16 protein-coding genes are annotated in these 13,234 nt (G+C 64.3%); 13 read left to right on the top strand and 3 right to left on the bottom strand.

The genetic code is table 11. The features are described 5' to 3' along the window. Positions 1-178: 178 nt before the first annotated feature. Positions 179-1,015, bottom strand: a complete 837-nt coding sequence (locus B552_RS0106585) for a universal stress protein (RefSeq protein ID WP_019448215.1) — start codon at positions 1,013-1,015, stop codon at positions 179-181. A 247-nt stretch (positions 1,016-1,262) separates the two neighbouring features. Between B552_RS0106585 and B552_RS0106580 the strand changes: the two genes are divergently transcribed. Then, positions 1,263-1,718 carry a universal stress protein gene (locus B552_RS0106580; RefSeq protein ID WP_026035391.1) on the top strand — a complete coding sequence of 152 codons (456 nt, stop codon included), beginning with the start codon at positions 1,263-1,265 and terminating at the stop codon, positions 1,716-1,718. Between the two features lie 29 nt (positions 1,719-1,747). Then, positions 1,748-2,215, top strand: a complete 468-nt coding sequence (locus tag B552_RS0106575; RefSeq protein WP_026035390.1) for a CBS domain-containing protein — start codon at positions 1,748-1,750, stop codon at positions 2,213-2,215. An 88-nt stretch (positions 2,216-2,303) separates the two neighbouring features. Here the strand turns inward: B552_RS0106575 and B552_RS0106570 are convergent, their stop codons facing one another. Continuing rightward, the gene (locus B552_RS0106570) at positions 2,304-2,522 is read right to left on the bottom strand and encodes a hypothetical protein (RefSeq protein ID WP_019448212.1); all 219 of its coding nucleotides are present in this window, start codon (positions 2,520-2,522) and stop codon (positions 2,304-2,306) included. 435 nt (positions 2,523-2,957) lie between these two features. Between B552_RS0106570 and B552_RS0106565 the strand changes: the two genes are divergently transcribed. The 6 genes from B552_RS0106565 (at position 2,958) to ftsH (ending at position 8,442) form a co-directional block, all read left to right on the top strand. Beyond that, positions 2,958-3,473, top strand: a complete 516-nt coding sequence (locus tag B552_RS0106565; RefSeq protein ID WP_019448211.1) for a lecithin retinol acyltransferase family protein — start codon at positions 2,958-2,960, stop codon at positions 3,471-3,473. Positions 3,474-3,540: 67 nt separating this feature from the next. Further along, positions 3,541-5,061, top strand: coding sequence for a bifunctional aminoglycoside phosphotransferase/ATP-binding protein (locus B552_RS0106560; protein ID WP_019448210.1), 1,521 nt, complete (start codon positions 3,541-3,543; stop codon positions 5,059-5,061). Between the two features lie 146 nt (positions 5,062-5,207). Continuing rightward, a complete protein-coding gene (locus B552_RS0106555; protein ID WP_026035389.1) occupies positions 5,208-5,870 on the top strand; it encodes a nitroreductase family protein in 663 nt (220 codons plus the stop codon). Positions 5,871-5,910: 40 nt separating this feature from the next. Continuing rightward, a complete protein-coding gene (locus B552_RS0106550) occupies positions 5,911-6,153 on the top strand; it encodes a hypothetical protein (protein WP_019448208.1) in 243 nt (80 codons plus the stop codon). A gap of 69 nt (positions 6,154-6,222) precedes the next feature. Next, positions 6,223-6,477 carry a hypothetical protein gene (locus B552_RS0106545; protein ID WP_019448207.1) on the top strand — a complete coding sequence of 85 codons (255 nt, stop codon included), beginning with the start codon at positions 6,223-6,225 and terminating at the stop codon, positions 6,475-6,477. Positions 6,478-6,543: 66 nt separating this feature from the next. After that, a complete protein-coding gene (gene ftsH / locus B552_RS0106540; protein ID WP_019448206.1) occupies positions 6,544-8,442 on the top strand; it encodes an ATP-dependent zinc metalloprotease FtsH in 1,899 nt (632 codons plus the stop codon). Here the strand turns inward: ftsH and B552_RS0106535 are convergent. Next, a complete protein-coding gene (locus B552_RS0106535) occupies positions 8,413-9,939 on the bottom strand; it encodes an NAD(P)/FAD-dependent oxidoreductase (RefSeq protein ID WP_019448205.1) in 1,527 nt (508 codons plus the stop codon). The genes ftsH and B552_RS0106535 overlap by 30 nt on opposite strands. Before the next feature lie 283 nt (positions 9,940-10,222). Here B552_RS0106535 and atpD point away from each other — a divergent pair, with 283 nt between their 5' ends. From atpD to atpE, 5 genes are read left to right on the top strand one after another with little or no spacing between them, the layout of a single operon-like run. Beyond that, positions 10,223-11,593: a F0F1 ATP synthase subunit beta gene (gene atpD / locus B552_RS0106530; protein WP_019448204.1), complete on the top strand. Its 1,371-nt coding sequence runs from the start codon at positions 10,223-10,225 to the stop codon at positions 11,591-11,593. After that, the gene (locus B552_RS0106525) at positions 11,590-12,006 is read left to right on the top strand and encodes a hypothetical protein (RefSeq protein WP_019448203.1); all 417 of its coding nucleotides are present in this window, start codon (positions 11,590-11,592) and stop codon (positions 12,004-12,006) included. The genes atpD and B552_RS0106525 overlap by 4 nt, the downstream gene beginning before the upstream one ends. After that, positions 12,003-12,278 (top strand): AtpZ/AtpI family protein, encoded by a 276-nt coding sequence (locus B552_RS0106520; protein WP_019448202.1) that lies wholly within the window; start codon positions 12,003-12,005, stop codon positions 12,276-12,278. Before B552_RS0106525 ends, B552_RS0106520 begins: the two co-directional genes overlap by 4 nt. Further along, positions 12,275-12,964, top strand: coding sequence for a F0F1 ATP synthase subunit A (locus B552_RS0106515; RefSeq protein WP_019448201.1), 690 nt, complete (start codon positions 12,275-12,277; stop codon positions 12,962-12,964). Before B552_RS0106520 ends, B552_RS0106515 begins: the two co-directional genes overlap by 4 nt. Beyond that, entirely contained in the window at positions 12,961-13,227 is a 267-nt protein-coding gene (atpE, locus tag B552_RS0106510) for an ATP synthase F0 subunit C (RefSeq protein ID WP_019448200.1), read from the top strand. The genes B552_RS0106515 and atpE overlap by 4 nt, the downstream gene beginning before the upstream one ends. Positions 13,228-13,234: the final 7 nt, after the last annotated feature.

Genomic DNA, 13,234 nt, shown 5'->3' with positions numbered 1-13,234 from the left:
TTGCCTCCGACCATCCTGCGTGCGACGTAGCGGTGCTCGCCCTTGGCTTCGGCGGCCTCAGGAATTGGGGGCCCTCCGCGCAGCCGGCACAGGCTACTGCCAGCATCACGCATGCGGCCAACCCCAGACGGTGACGACATCCTGCATAGGTGTTCACGATTTCATCCTTCACCGTGGGTCAGTGCGACATCAGGACCGGCACCGTCATCGATGCCAATAGCGTGCGGGTGACGCCTCCGAGCACAAGCTCTCGCAGTCGGCCGTGGCCGTAGGCGCCCATCACGATCAGGTCAGCGTTGAAATCCGCCGCGCGCGACAGCAGCAACTCGCCGGTCGCCAGGTCGGAGCCGCCCACGGCGTTTTCGACGTTGACGGTAACGCCGTGGCGCATCAAGACCCGGGCCGCGTGGCTGGCGGGCGTTGCGTCCGCAGGGATTTCGTCGGGCACGGTCTGGGCGCTCAGGATCGTCGCCTGGGCCCCTGTGATCAGCGGGATCGCATCGTGCAAGGCCCTCGTTGCTTCCCTGCTGCCGTTCCACGCCACCAGGACCCGCGTGCCAACCGTCGGGAAATCCCCCGTGAAGGGAACCACAAGCACCGGCCTGCCGGTTTCGAGAATCAGGGACTCCAGGAACTGATGCGCAACGAAGCCTTCGATATCGCCGGGATCGTGCTGCCCCGCAACAATCAGCGCGGCTTCACGGGCTTCGCGCAGCGCCATCATCACGGGCTCGGTCTCCACCGTACGCCACTCGGCTTGCACGGGTAACGCCCTGACGGCGTCCTCGAACCGGCACCGCACTTCGTCGCGAAGGCGGTGGCGCCGCTCGACCTCCTCCGCCACGAATTGCGCTGCGCCTTGCACAACTCCATACCACGCCGGGTCGGGCACGAACCCCGCAAACAGGGCAATCAACCGGCATTCGTTGGCCACCGCCAGGCGGGCCGCCAGGTCCAGGCGCCGCATGGAGGCCCGGGTGGTATCGAGATGCACCAGGATGCTGTCGTAGCGCATGGCTTTACTCCATCGGCCTGGATGGCCGTGGTTCCAATTTAGGGGGGCTCCTGCACTGGCAGTTGATGGAAGTCAACCCCGCCTTCCGTACCTCGACCGGGCCGGGTCTGGCCAGATCACGGCAAACGGGTTGCAACGCCGGGCGCAATAAGCCTTGATGTCCGTCAACTCCGGCGATGCACAGGCCACTACCCTCAAATCGGCCGCACCCATGCGCCTGTATTCCCTTGCCACGGAGTTGCTCACCATGTACCAACGCATATTGGTTGCAGTAGACGGCAGTCATTCGTCCGATCTCGCCCTGAGCCAAGCCATCACAGTCGCCAAGGCGATGGGTGCGGAGGTCCAGGTAGTTTTCGTAGCGGACGATAGTGACCTGTTCTTCGAAGTCGCCCACACCAACAATGAAGCCCTGATGAAAAATATCGCGTCGTTCGGGAGTGACGTGCTCAAGGCAGCCAGCGCACGCCTGACCGAAGCCGGTATCCGCTGTTCGAGCAGACTGTTCGAGAAACCCATCTCGCCGGGGAAGATCTCCGCCACCATCGTCGCGGAAGCCGACACATGGAACGCCGATCTGATTGTTCTTGGCACACACGGCCGCCGCGGCATCAAGCGCATCGTCATGGGCAGCGTGTCCGAGGGCGTCGTCAGCAAGACTTTCAGACCGATCCTTCTTATCCATAGCGAAGCGAAGGACTGACCCCCTCAGATCGTCGTCGGGAGCCTGTCATGAGAGTCGAGGAAGTCTGTTCTCGCCGCATGTTCCATGTACCGGCATCGTGCAGCCTGCTGGAGGCCGCCCGCCACATGCGGGATCGCCATACCGGCGCACTATTTGTCACGGAGCGCACCGCCACCGGACTGCGCGTGAACGGCGTCGTGACCGAACGCGACATCATCGTGCATGGTCTGGCCAATGCCGCCGATTGCGGCAGCACACCCGTGGCAACCGTGATGACCCTGGGCGTCGTGACGGTCGACGGGAACGCGGCAGTCAGCGATGCCCTGCGAACCATGCTGGCTCACGGCGTACGCCGCGTCGCTGTGCTGAGCGAGCTTCGTACGGTGTTGGGGGTACTGTCGATGGATGACGCCATCCGCGCGCTGGGGGCCGACTGGGCCTTGCTCGCCAGCATCCTCCAGCGGGAAAGGGCACACGAAAGCATCGAGGGAAGCAAGGAGCCGTTGTTCCTCTGAACCTTCTACGCTGAACCTTCTACGCGGAACCTCCGCGCCAGGGCACCACGGCGTCACCCGTGGCAGGCCCTGACGCAATGCCGCCGACTCAAAGGCTGGCGGCCTGCACCGGATTTCGGCGCGCGACGGCATCCAGGATGCGCAGTCCCTTATTCGTCACTTGCGCTCGTTCTCCGCCAGGTGCCGACGCCTCAAGCCGGACGAGCTCTCGCAAAACGAGGGCGCTGACATCGGCCGGATCAAGCTCCCTGCCCTGATCGGAGCCGCCAAGCACTATCAGTGCCGCGATTTCGTGCGGACTAAGCATCTCTGTCTCCCCGATCCACCAAACCCGCCCCTTCTGGAGGCGATATCCGGCGGAAGTACGCTGCGATTTGCGGACGGAACTATAGGAGTCAGCGCACGAAGGCGCGGCCGTTTCAGCGAATACCTTGCGTGCCGTCAAGCCAGCTAGCCCCTGCCGGGAATTGGTGTTCAGACAGGCACGGATTTCGCCAGGAAGACCGGCACCGCCGAGGACGTCGCCCGGCCCACGTCATCCGGAGCCTCTTCCCGGGTAGGCAATCCCTGACACTCCAGTGTCATCGTCAGACATCGCGCCACCCAACCGGACGACATGACTGACAGACGGGAACGGACGGCACTCTCAGACCAGGATGATTTCGAGCGCGCCCCGCCTTGCCGATACTTCAGGCGTGGGAGCGGGAGTCCGCTTCGGCACGAGGGATGGAAGGGGCGAGCGATGAACGAATACACAAAGAACATCGGCCTGAGTGACCATCTGCAGGCTTTGGCGATGGCGCTTCTGCCTGGGATGCATCTGATCACGGAGCGCCGCGGTTATGTCCATCATGGCATCTATGCTGGCAACGGAGAGGTGGTGCACTATGTCGGCTTCAAGCGTTTCCTGCGCAGCGGTCCGGTCGAGAAGACCTCCCTGGCGGATTTTTCCGGTGGCTTCGGATTCCGGGTCCAGACCACCTCGCAGGCCAGGTACCTCGGCGCGGAGGTGGTGCGGCGCGCGGCATCGCGTCTCGGTGAGGACGATTACCGCCTTCTTACCAACAACTGCGAGCACTTCTGTACGTGGTGCCTCTTCGGCGAGAGCCGCAGCGATCAGGTGCAGGCGCTTCTGAAGCACCCATGGCGCGCGTTGCTGGCCATCGTCGGGATCCTGTCCGATCTGCGCGCAGGGCGTGCGGACCAGCGGAACACGGACCGGCGCGCTGGCAGCCATTTGGAACAGCTTGCGGCATAACATCGGGGGGAGCGGCCCCGTGCGGCGGCGACAGCCCGGTCGCCCGGCCATGGCCCAGGGAGCATACATGGACGATGCGGCATTGACCGGGGCTTTGCGGCAGCCAGCCGCCTACCCCCATCCGGTGCAGGACGTTCGTGTCATCGAAACCCACATCTCGCGGGTGTTCCTTGCCGGCCCGTTCGCCTACAAGGTCCGCAAACCCGTGAAGTTCGATTTCGTGGATTTCTCAAGTGCCGAGGCGCGCCACGCGGACTGCGAAACCGAACTGCGCCTGAACCGCCGCTTTGCCCCCGATCTCTACCTGGACGTCACCCCAATCGTTGCCGGCAAAAGGCCCGGCTCCGTCATTGTGGGCGGCCATGGCTCGCCGCTTGAGTTTGCCGTCAGGATGCGACGCTTTTCGCAGGAGGATCTGCTCGTCGAAGCGATCAAGGCGGGCCGCCTGTGTCCTGCCCACATCGATGCACTGGCCAGCAGCCTTGCCACCTTTCACCGTGGCCAGCCACATGCCGCCCCTCAGGATGGCTTTGGCACGCCAGCAAGCATCGATGCCACGATTGCCGAGTGCCTTGGCGGCCTGGCCCGCCTGCCCACCGCGCGCGATGTTGTGGATCAGGTCACACACACGATGCACGCCAGGGCGGCAGCACTGCGCGGCTGCTTCGGTGCAAGACTGCGCAATGGCCACGTGCGCGAGTGTCATGGCGATCTGCATCTCGGCAACATCGTGCTGCTGGACGGCACCCCGACACCGTTCGACTGCCTTGAATTCGATCCGCGCCTGCGCTGGATCGACACCATGAGCGATCTCGCCTTCCCGATCATGGACTTGCTGCATCGCGGCAGGCGGGATTTCGCCTACCGCCTGCTGAATGGCTACCTGGAAGCGACCGGCGACTATTCCGGACTGATCTTGCTTCCGTTCTACGTCGCCATGCGGGCAGTCGTGCGTGCGCGCGTGCTGCTGGAACGCGCAGCGCAAAAGCGCGCCGAAGGCGAGGCAATGGATCTGGCACGCGATGAATGTCACAGCCTGCTCGCGCTGGCGCAGCAATACCTGACCCTTCCGGCGGCGCCATTGGCGGTGATGCACGGCCTTTCCGGCAGCGGCAAGTCCACCGTTGCAGCACGGATGAGCGAGACTGGCGGGATGGTGCGCGTGCGCTCGGACGTCGAACGCAAGCGGCTGCGCCACGGCAACCCGCCGCAAGAAGGCTGGTATGCGGACAGCGTGACCGAGCGCACCTATCGACGGCTGCTGGCGATCTGCCGGGTCGGCTGCAAGGCCGGCTTCCCGATGATCGCCGACGCGACGTTCCTTTCCCGTCACCAGCGCGATCGTTTCGCCAGCCAGGCACGCCGGCTTGGCGTGCCGTTTTGCATTGTCGACTGCGAAGCCCCCGTTGAGACACTGCGCGCCCGCATCGAGGCGCGTGCACTGGCTCGCCAGGACCCCTCCGATGCCGATCTCGCGGTGCTGGCGCGGCAATTGCGCACGCGCGACCCGCTCACCTCGGCGGAGCGCATCTGCGTGGTGCCTGCCGATCATCCCCAGATCGAAGGGCCACAGACTCCGCCTTTGTGACAAGGTCTCGCCGCGCGACATGTGACAGAGGCCACCGAGATTTGATGGAGCGCAATCGATCGCACGGCACAGCGCCTAGATTGGTCAGTATGCGGCGCTGTGCACGACGTATGCCGCACCCTGGAAACCACCGTTGCGAGGCGGCGATGAATGATTTGAAGCGTCTCCCATATCAACCATTGAAAGCGTTGCCCCGGCCAGCCGTGGGTACCAGCGAGCAACTCATCGCGCTACCCGAGCCGGACAGGACATCGGGCCTTCCCTTGATGGGCGCCCTGTGGCAACGAAAGAGCACACGCACATTCGAAGAACAGGCACTGCCACCAACCCTGCTCAGTGAACTGCTGTGGGCGGCGGACGGTGTCAACCGGCCGCAAGGCGGCGGACGCACGGCGCCAACTCCCCACGGCGAAAATGTCATCGACGTCTACGCGGCCCTGCCATCGGGCCTGTACCGTTATGACCCCGTCCATCACTACCTGCAGCTAAAACTGGCTGAGGACGTGCGCAGCCTGACGGGCTACCAGGATTTCGTCGGCATGGCCCCGCTTGACCTCATCTACGTGGTGAACCATGGCCGCATGCAGGATATGCCTCCGAAGCTGCGCGAGACCTTCGCCGCAGCCTCGGCTGGCGCCATGGCTCAGAACGTCTACCTGTACTGCGCCTCGACAGGTCTTGGCACCGTCATTCGAGGCTGGCTGAACCGGCAACAGCTTGCCGAGCACATGTCCCTGAACGAGGACGAGGTGCCCATCCTGTCACAGACGGTCGGCTATCCGGCCAAGGACGAAAACTGGCTTCTGTAGGCCTTCCAGGCCTTGACCACATCATCATGGAGACATTCACATGATCAAGAACATTGGCAGTGCGGAACAGATCCGCGATGAAATTCTGCGGCGACTGCTGGGAAGCCCAGACCTTGGCGACGCGTGCCGCGACTGCGCCATTCCGCTTCCGAGTCGGGTCGATCCCACGGCAAACGGCGGCTGCAACTGGTCCATCGAATCATTCCCCGGCGTGGACCACGCATGCCTGCCCGCCGCAAGGGCCGTCACCACTGAGGTGATGCGCGAATACGATCTCCGGTAATGCGATCACGGCATGTCCGGCCATCCGCCCCGTCCGGAACGGGGGCCTGCTTAACCTGCCGAGATGCAAATGCAAACCACAATCCGATCCTACAAGGGATATCACATCGAACTGCTTCTACCGGACGTGATCGAGCCCGGAAAACCCAATGGACGCGTGCAGATCATGGCGTCCAGCGACGGCATCGGTGTCCGGTTCACACCGGACTGGCCACGGTCACCCGCGACGCTGCGGGAAGCCGAGGACTGGCTCTTCGCCTACGCGGCCGGCATCGTCGATTGCGAACTGGCGGGCGGCTTCGGCGTCGACCTGAGACACGATTGAACCGGCCCCGTGGCGCCGCTCACGCCGGCGCCATACGCGCGCAACCGGGTTCTTGATGGAACCGCCATGGAAAGCAAAAAACAGGAGTTCTCGCTCTGGTACCTCATCATTGCCGGTGTGGCCACGCTGATGCTTCAGCTCTACATAAGCCAGGCTGGTGTCAACACCCTCGCCTATAGCGAATTCAAGGCGCTGCTCAAGGCCGGCAATATCCGGGAAGTCACGCTGGGCGAGACGGCGCTGAGCGGGACGCTGCTGACGACGGGCGTGGAAAAGGTTCTGCCGCCGGACCGCGCGGAGACCCTCAAACTGGCCAAGGAACCCGAGCACGTGTTCACGGCGGTTCGCGTGAACGATCCAGGGCTCATCGCCGACCTTGACGCCGCGCACGTGCGCTATTCCGGCCAGGCCGACGCGCGGTGGATCGGTACGCTGCTGTCCTGGGTGGTGCCGGTGATGATCTTCTTCGGCATCTGGAGCCTCCTGATCCGCCGTATCGGCGGCGCCGGTGGCTTCGGCGGCGGGCTGATGGAGATCGGCAAGAGCAAGGCCAAGGTCTATCTGCAGCAGCAGACCGGCGTCACGTTCGCGGATGTCGCGGGAATTGACGAAGCGAAGGGCGAGCTGATGGAGGTCGTCGACTTTCTCAAGACACCAGACCGCTACCGTCGCCTGGGCGGCAAGATCCCCAAGGGTGTGCTGCTGCTTGGCGCGCCGGGCACCGGCAAGACGCTGCTGGCTCGCGCCGTTGCGGGCGAGGCCGGTGTGCCGTTCTTCAGCATGAGCGGATCGGAGTTCGTGGAACTCTTTGTCGGCGTCGGCGCCGCGCGCGTGCGCGACCTGTTCGCCCAGGCGGAGCAGCGCGCGCCATGCATCATCTTCATCGACGAGCTCGATGCGCTCGGCAAGACGCGCAGCCTTAACGTTGCCGGCGGCCAGGATGAACGCGAGCAGACCCTGAATCAGCTGCTGGTGGAGATGGACGGCTTTGACACCAACAAGGGGGTCATCATCATGGCGGCGACGAACCGCCCCGAGATTCTTGACGCCGCACTGCTGCGCCCCGGCCGCTTCGACCGCCATGTGGTACTGGACCGTCCCGACCTGAAAGGCCGCGAGCAGATTCTGCGGGTGCACGTGCGCAATGTCAGCCTGGCACCCTCGGTCGAACTTGGCCAACTGGCCGCCAGGACACCGGGATTCGCCGGCGCCGACCTGGCCAACCTCGTCAACGAGGCCGCGTTGCTGGCCGCGCGCAAGAACAAGTCAGCCGTCGATTCGGACGACTTCGACGAGGCGCTGGACCGCATCATCGGCGGCCTGGAGAAGCGCAACCGGATCATGATCCCGTTGGAGAAGCAGACAATTGCGTACCACGAGGCCGGGCACGCGCTGGTGGCCGAGCATCGCCCACACGCGGACCGGGTGTCGCGCGTATCCATCATCCCGCGCGGCGTGGCGGCGCTGGGCTATACGCAGCAGACGCCCACGGAGGATCGCTACCTGCTCCGGCGCAGCGAGCTGCTGGACAGGCTCGACGTGCTGCTCGGTGGTCGCGTTGCCGAGCAGATCGTATTTGGCGATGTTTCCACCGGCGCTGAGAACGACCTGCAACGGGCCACCGACATCGCGCGCCAGATGATCACCCAATACGGGATGAGCGAGTCGCTCGGCCTGCCGTGTTACGAACGCACGGGCGCCAACATGCTGCCAATGACCGCTGCGATGTCGCGGCCGGAACGCGAGTACGGCGAACAGACAGCGCAGGCCATCGACGAGGAAATCCGCCGCACGCTCGCGCAGTCCGCCGAGCGGGTCCGGCAAACGCTTGCGGCCGAACGGGAAAAGCTTGACCTGCTCGCCGGCCTGCTGCTGGAGAAAGAGGTGGTAGACCGTGCCGGCCTGGACGCGCTGATGAATACGCCGCAGGTGGCATCACCCGTTGCCGAGCCCACCGCCGCCTGAATCCTCCGGTGCGAAAGCAACGCCATCCTGCCGGCACAGGCGGCGCACCGCTCGCCGCGCAGTGATCAGGCCGGATGGCAGGCCGCCGCCCGGCATGACCCACTGTCCGATCATCAGGAACTGCCGCAAGCCGGGCAACGTGGGCGGCAACGGCCGTACACCCGTCTCTGGCGTGAGCAGCCAGCCTTCCATGCTGCCCTGCCAGTTACGCGTGCAGCGGACCACGGTGGCGGGTGTCGACACGTCGACCACCTCTATCGCGTCACGCACGCCGGGGGCGTGTGTGTCGAATATCGCGATCACGCTGTTCGCCACGCGCTGCTTCTCCGCTTCGTATTGTTGCGGCTCGTGCTCGCTCAGGTGCGACCAGTACACGTTGTTGCGCGTCGGGATCGTGCAGGTCACGGCAGTCTTGCCGGCGGGCGCGAAGGTCGGATCGTAGTGGAACAGCCGGAAGGCGATCTGATGCAGCACCGTTTGCGGGTCGACGGATAGCGGCTCATCAAGTAGCCGCATCACGTATCCGCAATGCTGCGAAAGATCGCGCGCAACGCCCAAACTCACCTGCAGGAACGAGGGAAACGGCTTGTACGCGCGAAACACGTGATCCATGCGCGGGCCGACGTACCGCCCGTCGAGCAAATCGTAGATGGCTGCATGTCCGTCGCCGGCGGAGATCACCCAGTCGCCATCGATGCGCTCGCCGTCATCAAGCTGCACCCCGACTGCGGTATCGTCGTTGACGAGCACCTGCCTGACGCTCGCGCCTGTGCGCAACACGCCACCGAGCCGCTGCAGGTTCTGCGCAATCGGCCCGATCACCGCCTGCGAGCCACCGGTCGGATAGCCGGCATTCCGGTTGCTGACCCACGCGAGCGCGAAGACGAGCGCGAGCACCGCGAGTTGCGCATTCTCCCCTTCACCGAAGAAGCCCCGCAGCAGCGGGTCGTTGAACCGCTTGCCATAGGCCTCGGCGGTGATGTGCGAAAGGCTTTGCAGAAGAGGCATGCGGGGGAGCAACTGCAGCCCCGTCATGATGCGGTCCCGCCAGGCGCCGCTCAATGACGGCAGCGGGCAGTGGCTCAGGCTGCGCACGGCGTGTACGAATTCGCGGATGTGCGCTTCGTCCTCCGGCGCGTGCCGCAGCAACTCGGCTTCGAGCCGATCGATATTCGAGTAGATCGACAGATGCTTGCCCTGCTCGCCTTCCACGCGAATCCATTCTTCCGGATAGACGAAGTGCAGACGGTCGATGTCGAACACTTCGCGCCATAACGCGTGCATGGCGTCGTGCAGATTCGAGCCGAGCAACCAGTGCAGGCAAGCGTCGAACGTATAGCCGCCGCGTTGCCAACTGGTGGCGAGTCCGCCGGGGCGTTCGTGCTGTTCAAGCACGGTGACGGCATATCCGCACTTGCGCGCGTAGACCGCGGCGCACAGGCCGGCAATGCCGGCGCCGATGATGACCACGCTTCTGGGAACGGGACTGGGCTTCATGGCTGCGACTCCTGCGGATGCGGTATGCGCCTGGCGCTTGCTCCGAAGAGCGGGGTTCCGGGCAGGCTCGACCAGCTGAGCTTGATACGTATCAAGCATCATGGCATGTCATTTTCTATAGTTGCCCTGCGGTCAACCTGCCAGACTTCTTGTCCGGTCTCGCAGCCGCTGCCACCGTCAACACCGGGCACGGGAATCAGCATGGCCTCTGGAACGCACACGAACCCGGACAAGCCCCGGCGCAATCGCCGGGAAGAATGAGAAGGCGAATGCCCGTGCAGACATGGCAAGCGCAAGTAACTTGGCCTATCGCGTCCTGGCCATACATGGCCCCGTGGTCGATGTGCTTGGCACACCGCTGCCCCAGCTTGGCCATGTGCTGACAGCCCACTTCGACGCGCGCGAGCTGGTCATGGTCGTCGCCCAGCACATCTCCGAAAACGCCGTGCGTGCCATTGCCCTGCAAGCCACGGAAGGTCTTGCTCGCGGCATGATGGTTCTGGATACCGGCGCGCCGTTGTCCGTGCCGGCGGGTCCAGCGACACTGGGTCGCCTGATGGACGTACTGGGCAATCCGCTGGACGGTGGCCCGCCGATATCCTCCGCCACCAGGCGCCCGGTGATTGCGGCACCGCCGCCGCTTGCGCAAACACTGCCTGCCGAGGAAATCCTGCCCACTGGCATCAAGGCAGTTGACCTGCTTTGTCCGTTCGTGCGCGGCGGAAAGACCGGATTATTTGGCGGTGCCGGGGTGGGCAAGACGGTCCTGATGATGGAGTTCATGCATGCGGTGGGCAAGCTGTATCGCGGCGTTTCGGTCTTCGCCGGCGTTGGCGAGCGCATTCGCGAGGGCCACGAACTCTGGCACGAAATGCGTGAGGCTGGCGTCATGGACCGCTCGGTCATGGTCTTCGGGCAAATGGATGAGACCCCAGGCGTGCGCTTTCATACCGGGTTCAGCGCGCTCGCTTGCGCCGAGGCGCTCCGCGAGGCCGGCCACGCAGAAGTGCTGTTCCTGATGGACAACCTGTTCCGCTTCGTCCAGGCCGGCACGGAGATCTCCGGGCTGCTGGGGCGCATGCCGTCCACCGTCGGCTACCAGCCAACGCTTCAGACCGAAGTGGCAAGCCTCGAGGAGCGCATCCTCTCTACTGTCCAGGGCGCGATCACCGCGGTGCAAGCGGTCTATGTGCCTGCCGACGACATGAGCGACCCGTCGGTGGCCGCAATCCGGCCTCACCTGGATGCCGTGGTGGTGCTGGCGCGTGAACAGGCTGCCCGAGGCGTCTACCCGGCGGTTGATCCGCTGGCATCCACCAGCCGCCTGATGGACGCGCGCCTGATCGGCCAGCGCCACCATCGCACGGCGTTGGCCGTACGCGAACACCTGGCACGCTACAAGGAACTCGAGGACATCATCGCGATGCTCGGCGTTGACGAGTTGTCGCAGGATGACCGTCGCATCGTGACGCGGGCGCGGCGGCTGCAGCGCTACCTGACCCAGCCGTTCCAGGTGGTTGCCGACCATACCGGGATGCCCGGCGTGACCGTACCGCTGGAGACCATGCTTGGTGACTGCGAACGCTTTCTTGACGGCGCCTATGACGCGCTGACCGAACAAGCCTGCTATATGCGTGGAGCCATGCCGTCATGAGAACCTTCACGCTCACGATGCTGGACGGCCATCGGGCTGTCGATATCGACGACACCACCAGCCTGATCGCTACCGACGCAAGCGGCGCGTTCGGCGTGCAGGCCGGTCATGCAGACCTGCTGACTGTGATCGAGCCTGGACTGTTTCGTTATCGGACGCGCAAGGCGCCGGACTGGAGCTTCGGCGCGAGCCTCGGCGGCATGCTTCACTGCCGGACGCTGCACGAGCACACCGCCGTGCGCATCGTCAGCGGCCGCTTTCTGTTCGGGCCGAACCCGGCAGCACTGCAGTCAGTTTTCGATGAACTTCTGGAGAACGAGAACCAGCTTCGCATCAGCACGCGCGAGAGCCGGCTGCAACTCGAATTCGTTCTGTACAAGCGCATGCAGGAACTTGCCCGGGCGGTGCCATGAGCCAGGAAGACGACAACCTTCGCCGCACCCTTGCCCGCCAGGTGAAGCAACTGCGGGATGCACGGCCTGCTGGCCTTGTCGGCCTGCTCGTCATTGGCGGGACGGTGGGATTGCTGCTGGTGGTCCCCGTGATCGTCGGCGCTTATCTAGGGCGCTGGCTGGACGAGCAGTTGTCGGGGTATTCCGTTCGCTGGACCGTCAACCTGATCCTGCTTGGACTGCTGGTCGGCGTGGTCAACGTCATTCTGTTCTTTCGTTCGCACGACCGATGAACAACGTCATCGTCTGGCACTTCCATCGCCTGGTGTTCACCGCACCACTACTGCTCTCGCTCGGCGTGACCGCGTGCCTGGTTGCGCTGGCGCTGGTGCTGCGTCAGAGAATTGCGCTCACGTCCGGCGGACTTCCAGTCATCGTCGAAGCGGCCTACCAGCTTATGCACGATGCCGTCGCCGAAGTGGTAGGCGCAACGCACGTGGAACGTGTGCTGCCATTCGTCGGCACGCTGTGGCTGTTCATCCTGTTGGCCAACCTGCTTGGCCTGGTGCCCGGACTGGTTTCACCGACGCGCGACCTGTCAGTCACCAGCGCCCTGGCGATCACGGTATTTGCCGCTGTGCACGTCTTCGGCGTACGCGCGTGCGGCTGGAAAGTCTACCTGCGCCACTACCTTGCCCCAAACCCCATCCTGCTGCCGTTCCACCTGATCAGCGAGATCACGCGCACGATCGCCCTGGCTATCCGGCTGTTCGGCAACATGATGAGCCTGGAAATGGCGGCCATGCTGGTGCTGCTGGTTGCAGGGCTGCTGGTGCCGGTGCCACTGCTTCTGCTGCACGTCGTCGAAGCGCTGATCCAGGCCTACATCTTCGGCATGCTGGCCCTGATCTACATTGGCAGCGCGCTGGAGGCCGGCCAGCAACCAACCACGGTTTCCCCTTCTGAGGAGCACTCATGAGCGACCTTCACCTGTTCAGCGTTGTTTCGACCATCGTGGCCGCGCTGGCCATCGCGCTGGGGGTGTTCTTCCCGGCGCGCGCCATGGGGCGTGCCGTTGCCGCGGCGCTCGAAGCACTTGCCCGGCAGCCAGAAGCCGAAAAGCCGATCAGCCGCACGCTGTTCATCGGTCTGGCGATGATCGAGTCACTGGCAATCTATTGCCTGGTGATCGCACTCATCATCCTGTTCCGCAACCCGTTGCTGGAATACTTCCTGAAATAGGAGCCCG

The sequence above is a fragment of the Cupriavidus sp. BIS7 genome (assembly GCF_000292345.1).
GTDB lineage: Bacteria > Pseudomonadota > Gammaproteobacteria > Burkholderiales > Burkholderiaceae > Cupriavidus.
The sequence above is the reverse complement of the archived record's forward strand: the minus strand, read 5'-3'. Positions and strand labels throughout refer to the sequence as shown.

Excerpts from the sequence above, each read along its gene's own strand:
- B552_RS0106575 (WP_026035390.1), top strand. The coding sequence starts at position 1,748 with ATGAGAGTCGAGGAAGTCTGTTCTCGCCGCATGTTCCATGTACCGGCA.
- B552_RS0106570 (WP_019448212.1), bottom strand. The coding sequence starts at position 2,522 with ATGCTTAGTCCGCACGAAATCGCGGCACTGATAGTGCTTGGCGGCTCC.
- B552_RS0106545 (WP_019448207.1), top strand. The coding sequence starts at position 6,223 with ATGCAAACCACAATCCGATCCTACAAGGGATATCACATCGAACTGCTT.
- B552_RS0106535 (WP_019448205.1), bottom strand. The coding sequence starts at position 9,939 with ATGAAGCCCAGTCCCGTTCCCAGAAGCGTGGTCATCATCGGCGCCGGC.
- atpE (WP_019448200.1), top strand. The coding sequence starts at position 12,961 with ATGAGCGACCTTCACCTGTTCAGCGTTGTTTCGACCATCGTGGCCGCG.
- B552_RS0106560 (WP_019448210.1), top strand. The coding sequence starts at position 3,541 with ATGGACGATGCGGCATTGACCGGGGCTTTGCGGCAGCCAGCCGCCTAC.
- B552_RS0106585 (WP_019448215.1), bottom strand. The coding sequence starts at position 1,015 with ATGCGCTACGACAGCATCCTGGTGCATCTCGATACCACCCGGGCCTCC.
- B552_RS0106520 (WP_019448202.1), top strand. The coding sequence starts at position 12,003 with ATGAGCCAGGAAGACGACAACCTTCGCCGCACCCTTGCCCGCCAGGTG.
- B552_RS0106580 (WP_026035391.1), top strand. The coding sequence starts at position 1,263 with ATGTACCAACGCATATTGGTTGCAGTAGACGGCAGTCATTCGTCCGAT.
- B552_RS0106515 (WP_019448201.1), top strand. The coding sequence starts at position 12,275 with ATGAACAACGTCATCGTCTGGCACTTCCATCGCCTGGTGTTCACCGCA.
- B552_RS0106550 (WP_019448208.1), top strand. The coding sequence starts at position 5,911 with ATGATCAAGAACATTGGCAGTGCGGAACAGATCCGCGATGAAATTCTG.
- B552_RS0106525 (WP_019448203.1), top strand. The coding sequence starts at position 11,590 with ATGAGAACCTTCACGCTCACGATGCTGGACGGCCATCGGGCTGTCGAT.
- B552_RS0106555 (WP_026035389.1), top strand. The coding sequence starts at position 5,208 with ATGAATGATTTGAAGCGTCTCCCATATCAACCATTGAAAGCGTTGCCC.
- ftsH (WP_019448206.1), top strand. The coding sequence starts at position 6,544 with ATGGAAAGCAAAAAACAGGAGTTCTCGCTCTGGTACCTCATCATTGCC.
- atpD (WP_019448204.1), top strand. The coding sequence starts at position 10,223 with ATGGCAAGCGCAAGTAACTTGGCCTATCGCGTCCTGGCCATACATGGC.
- B552_RS0106565 (WP_019448211.1), top strand. The coding sequence starts at position 2,958 with ATGAACGAATACACAAAGAACATCGGCCTGAGTGACCATCTGCAGGCT.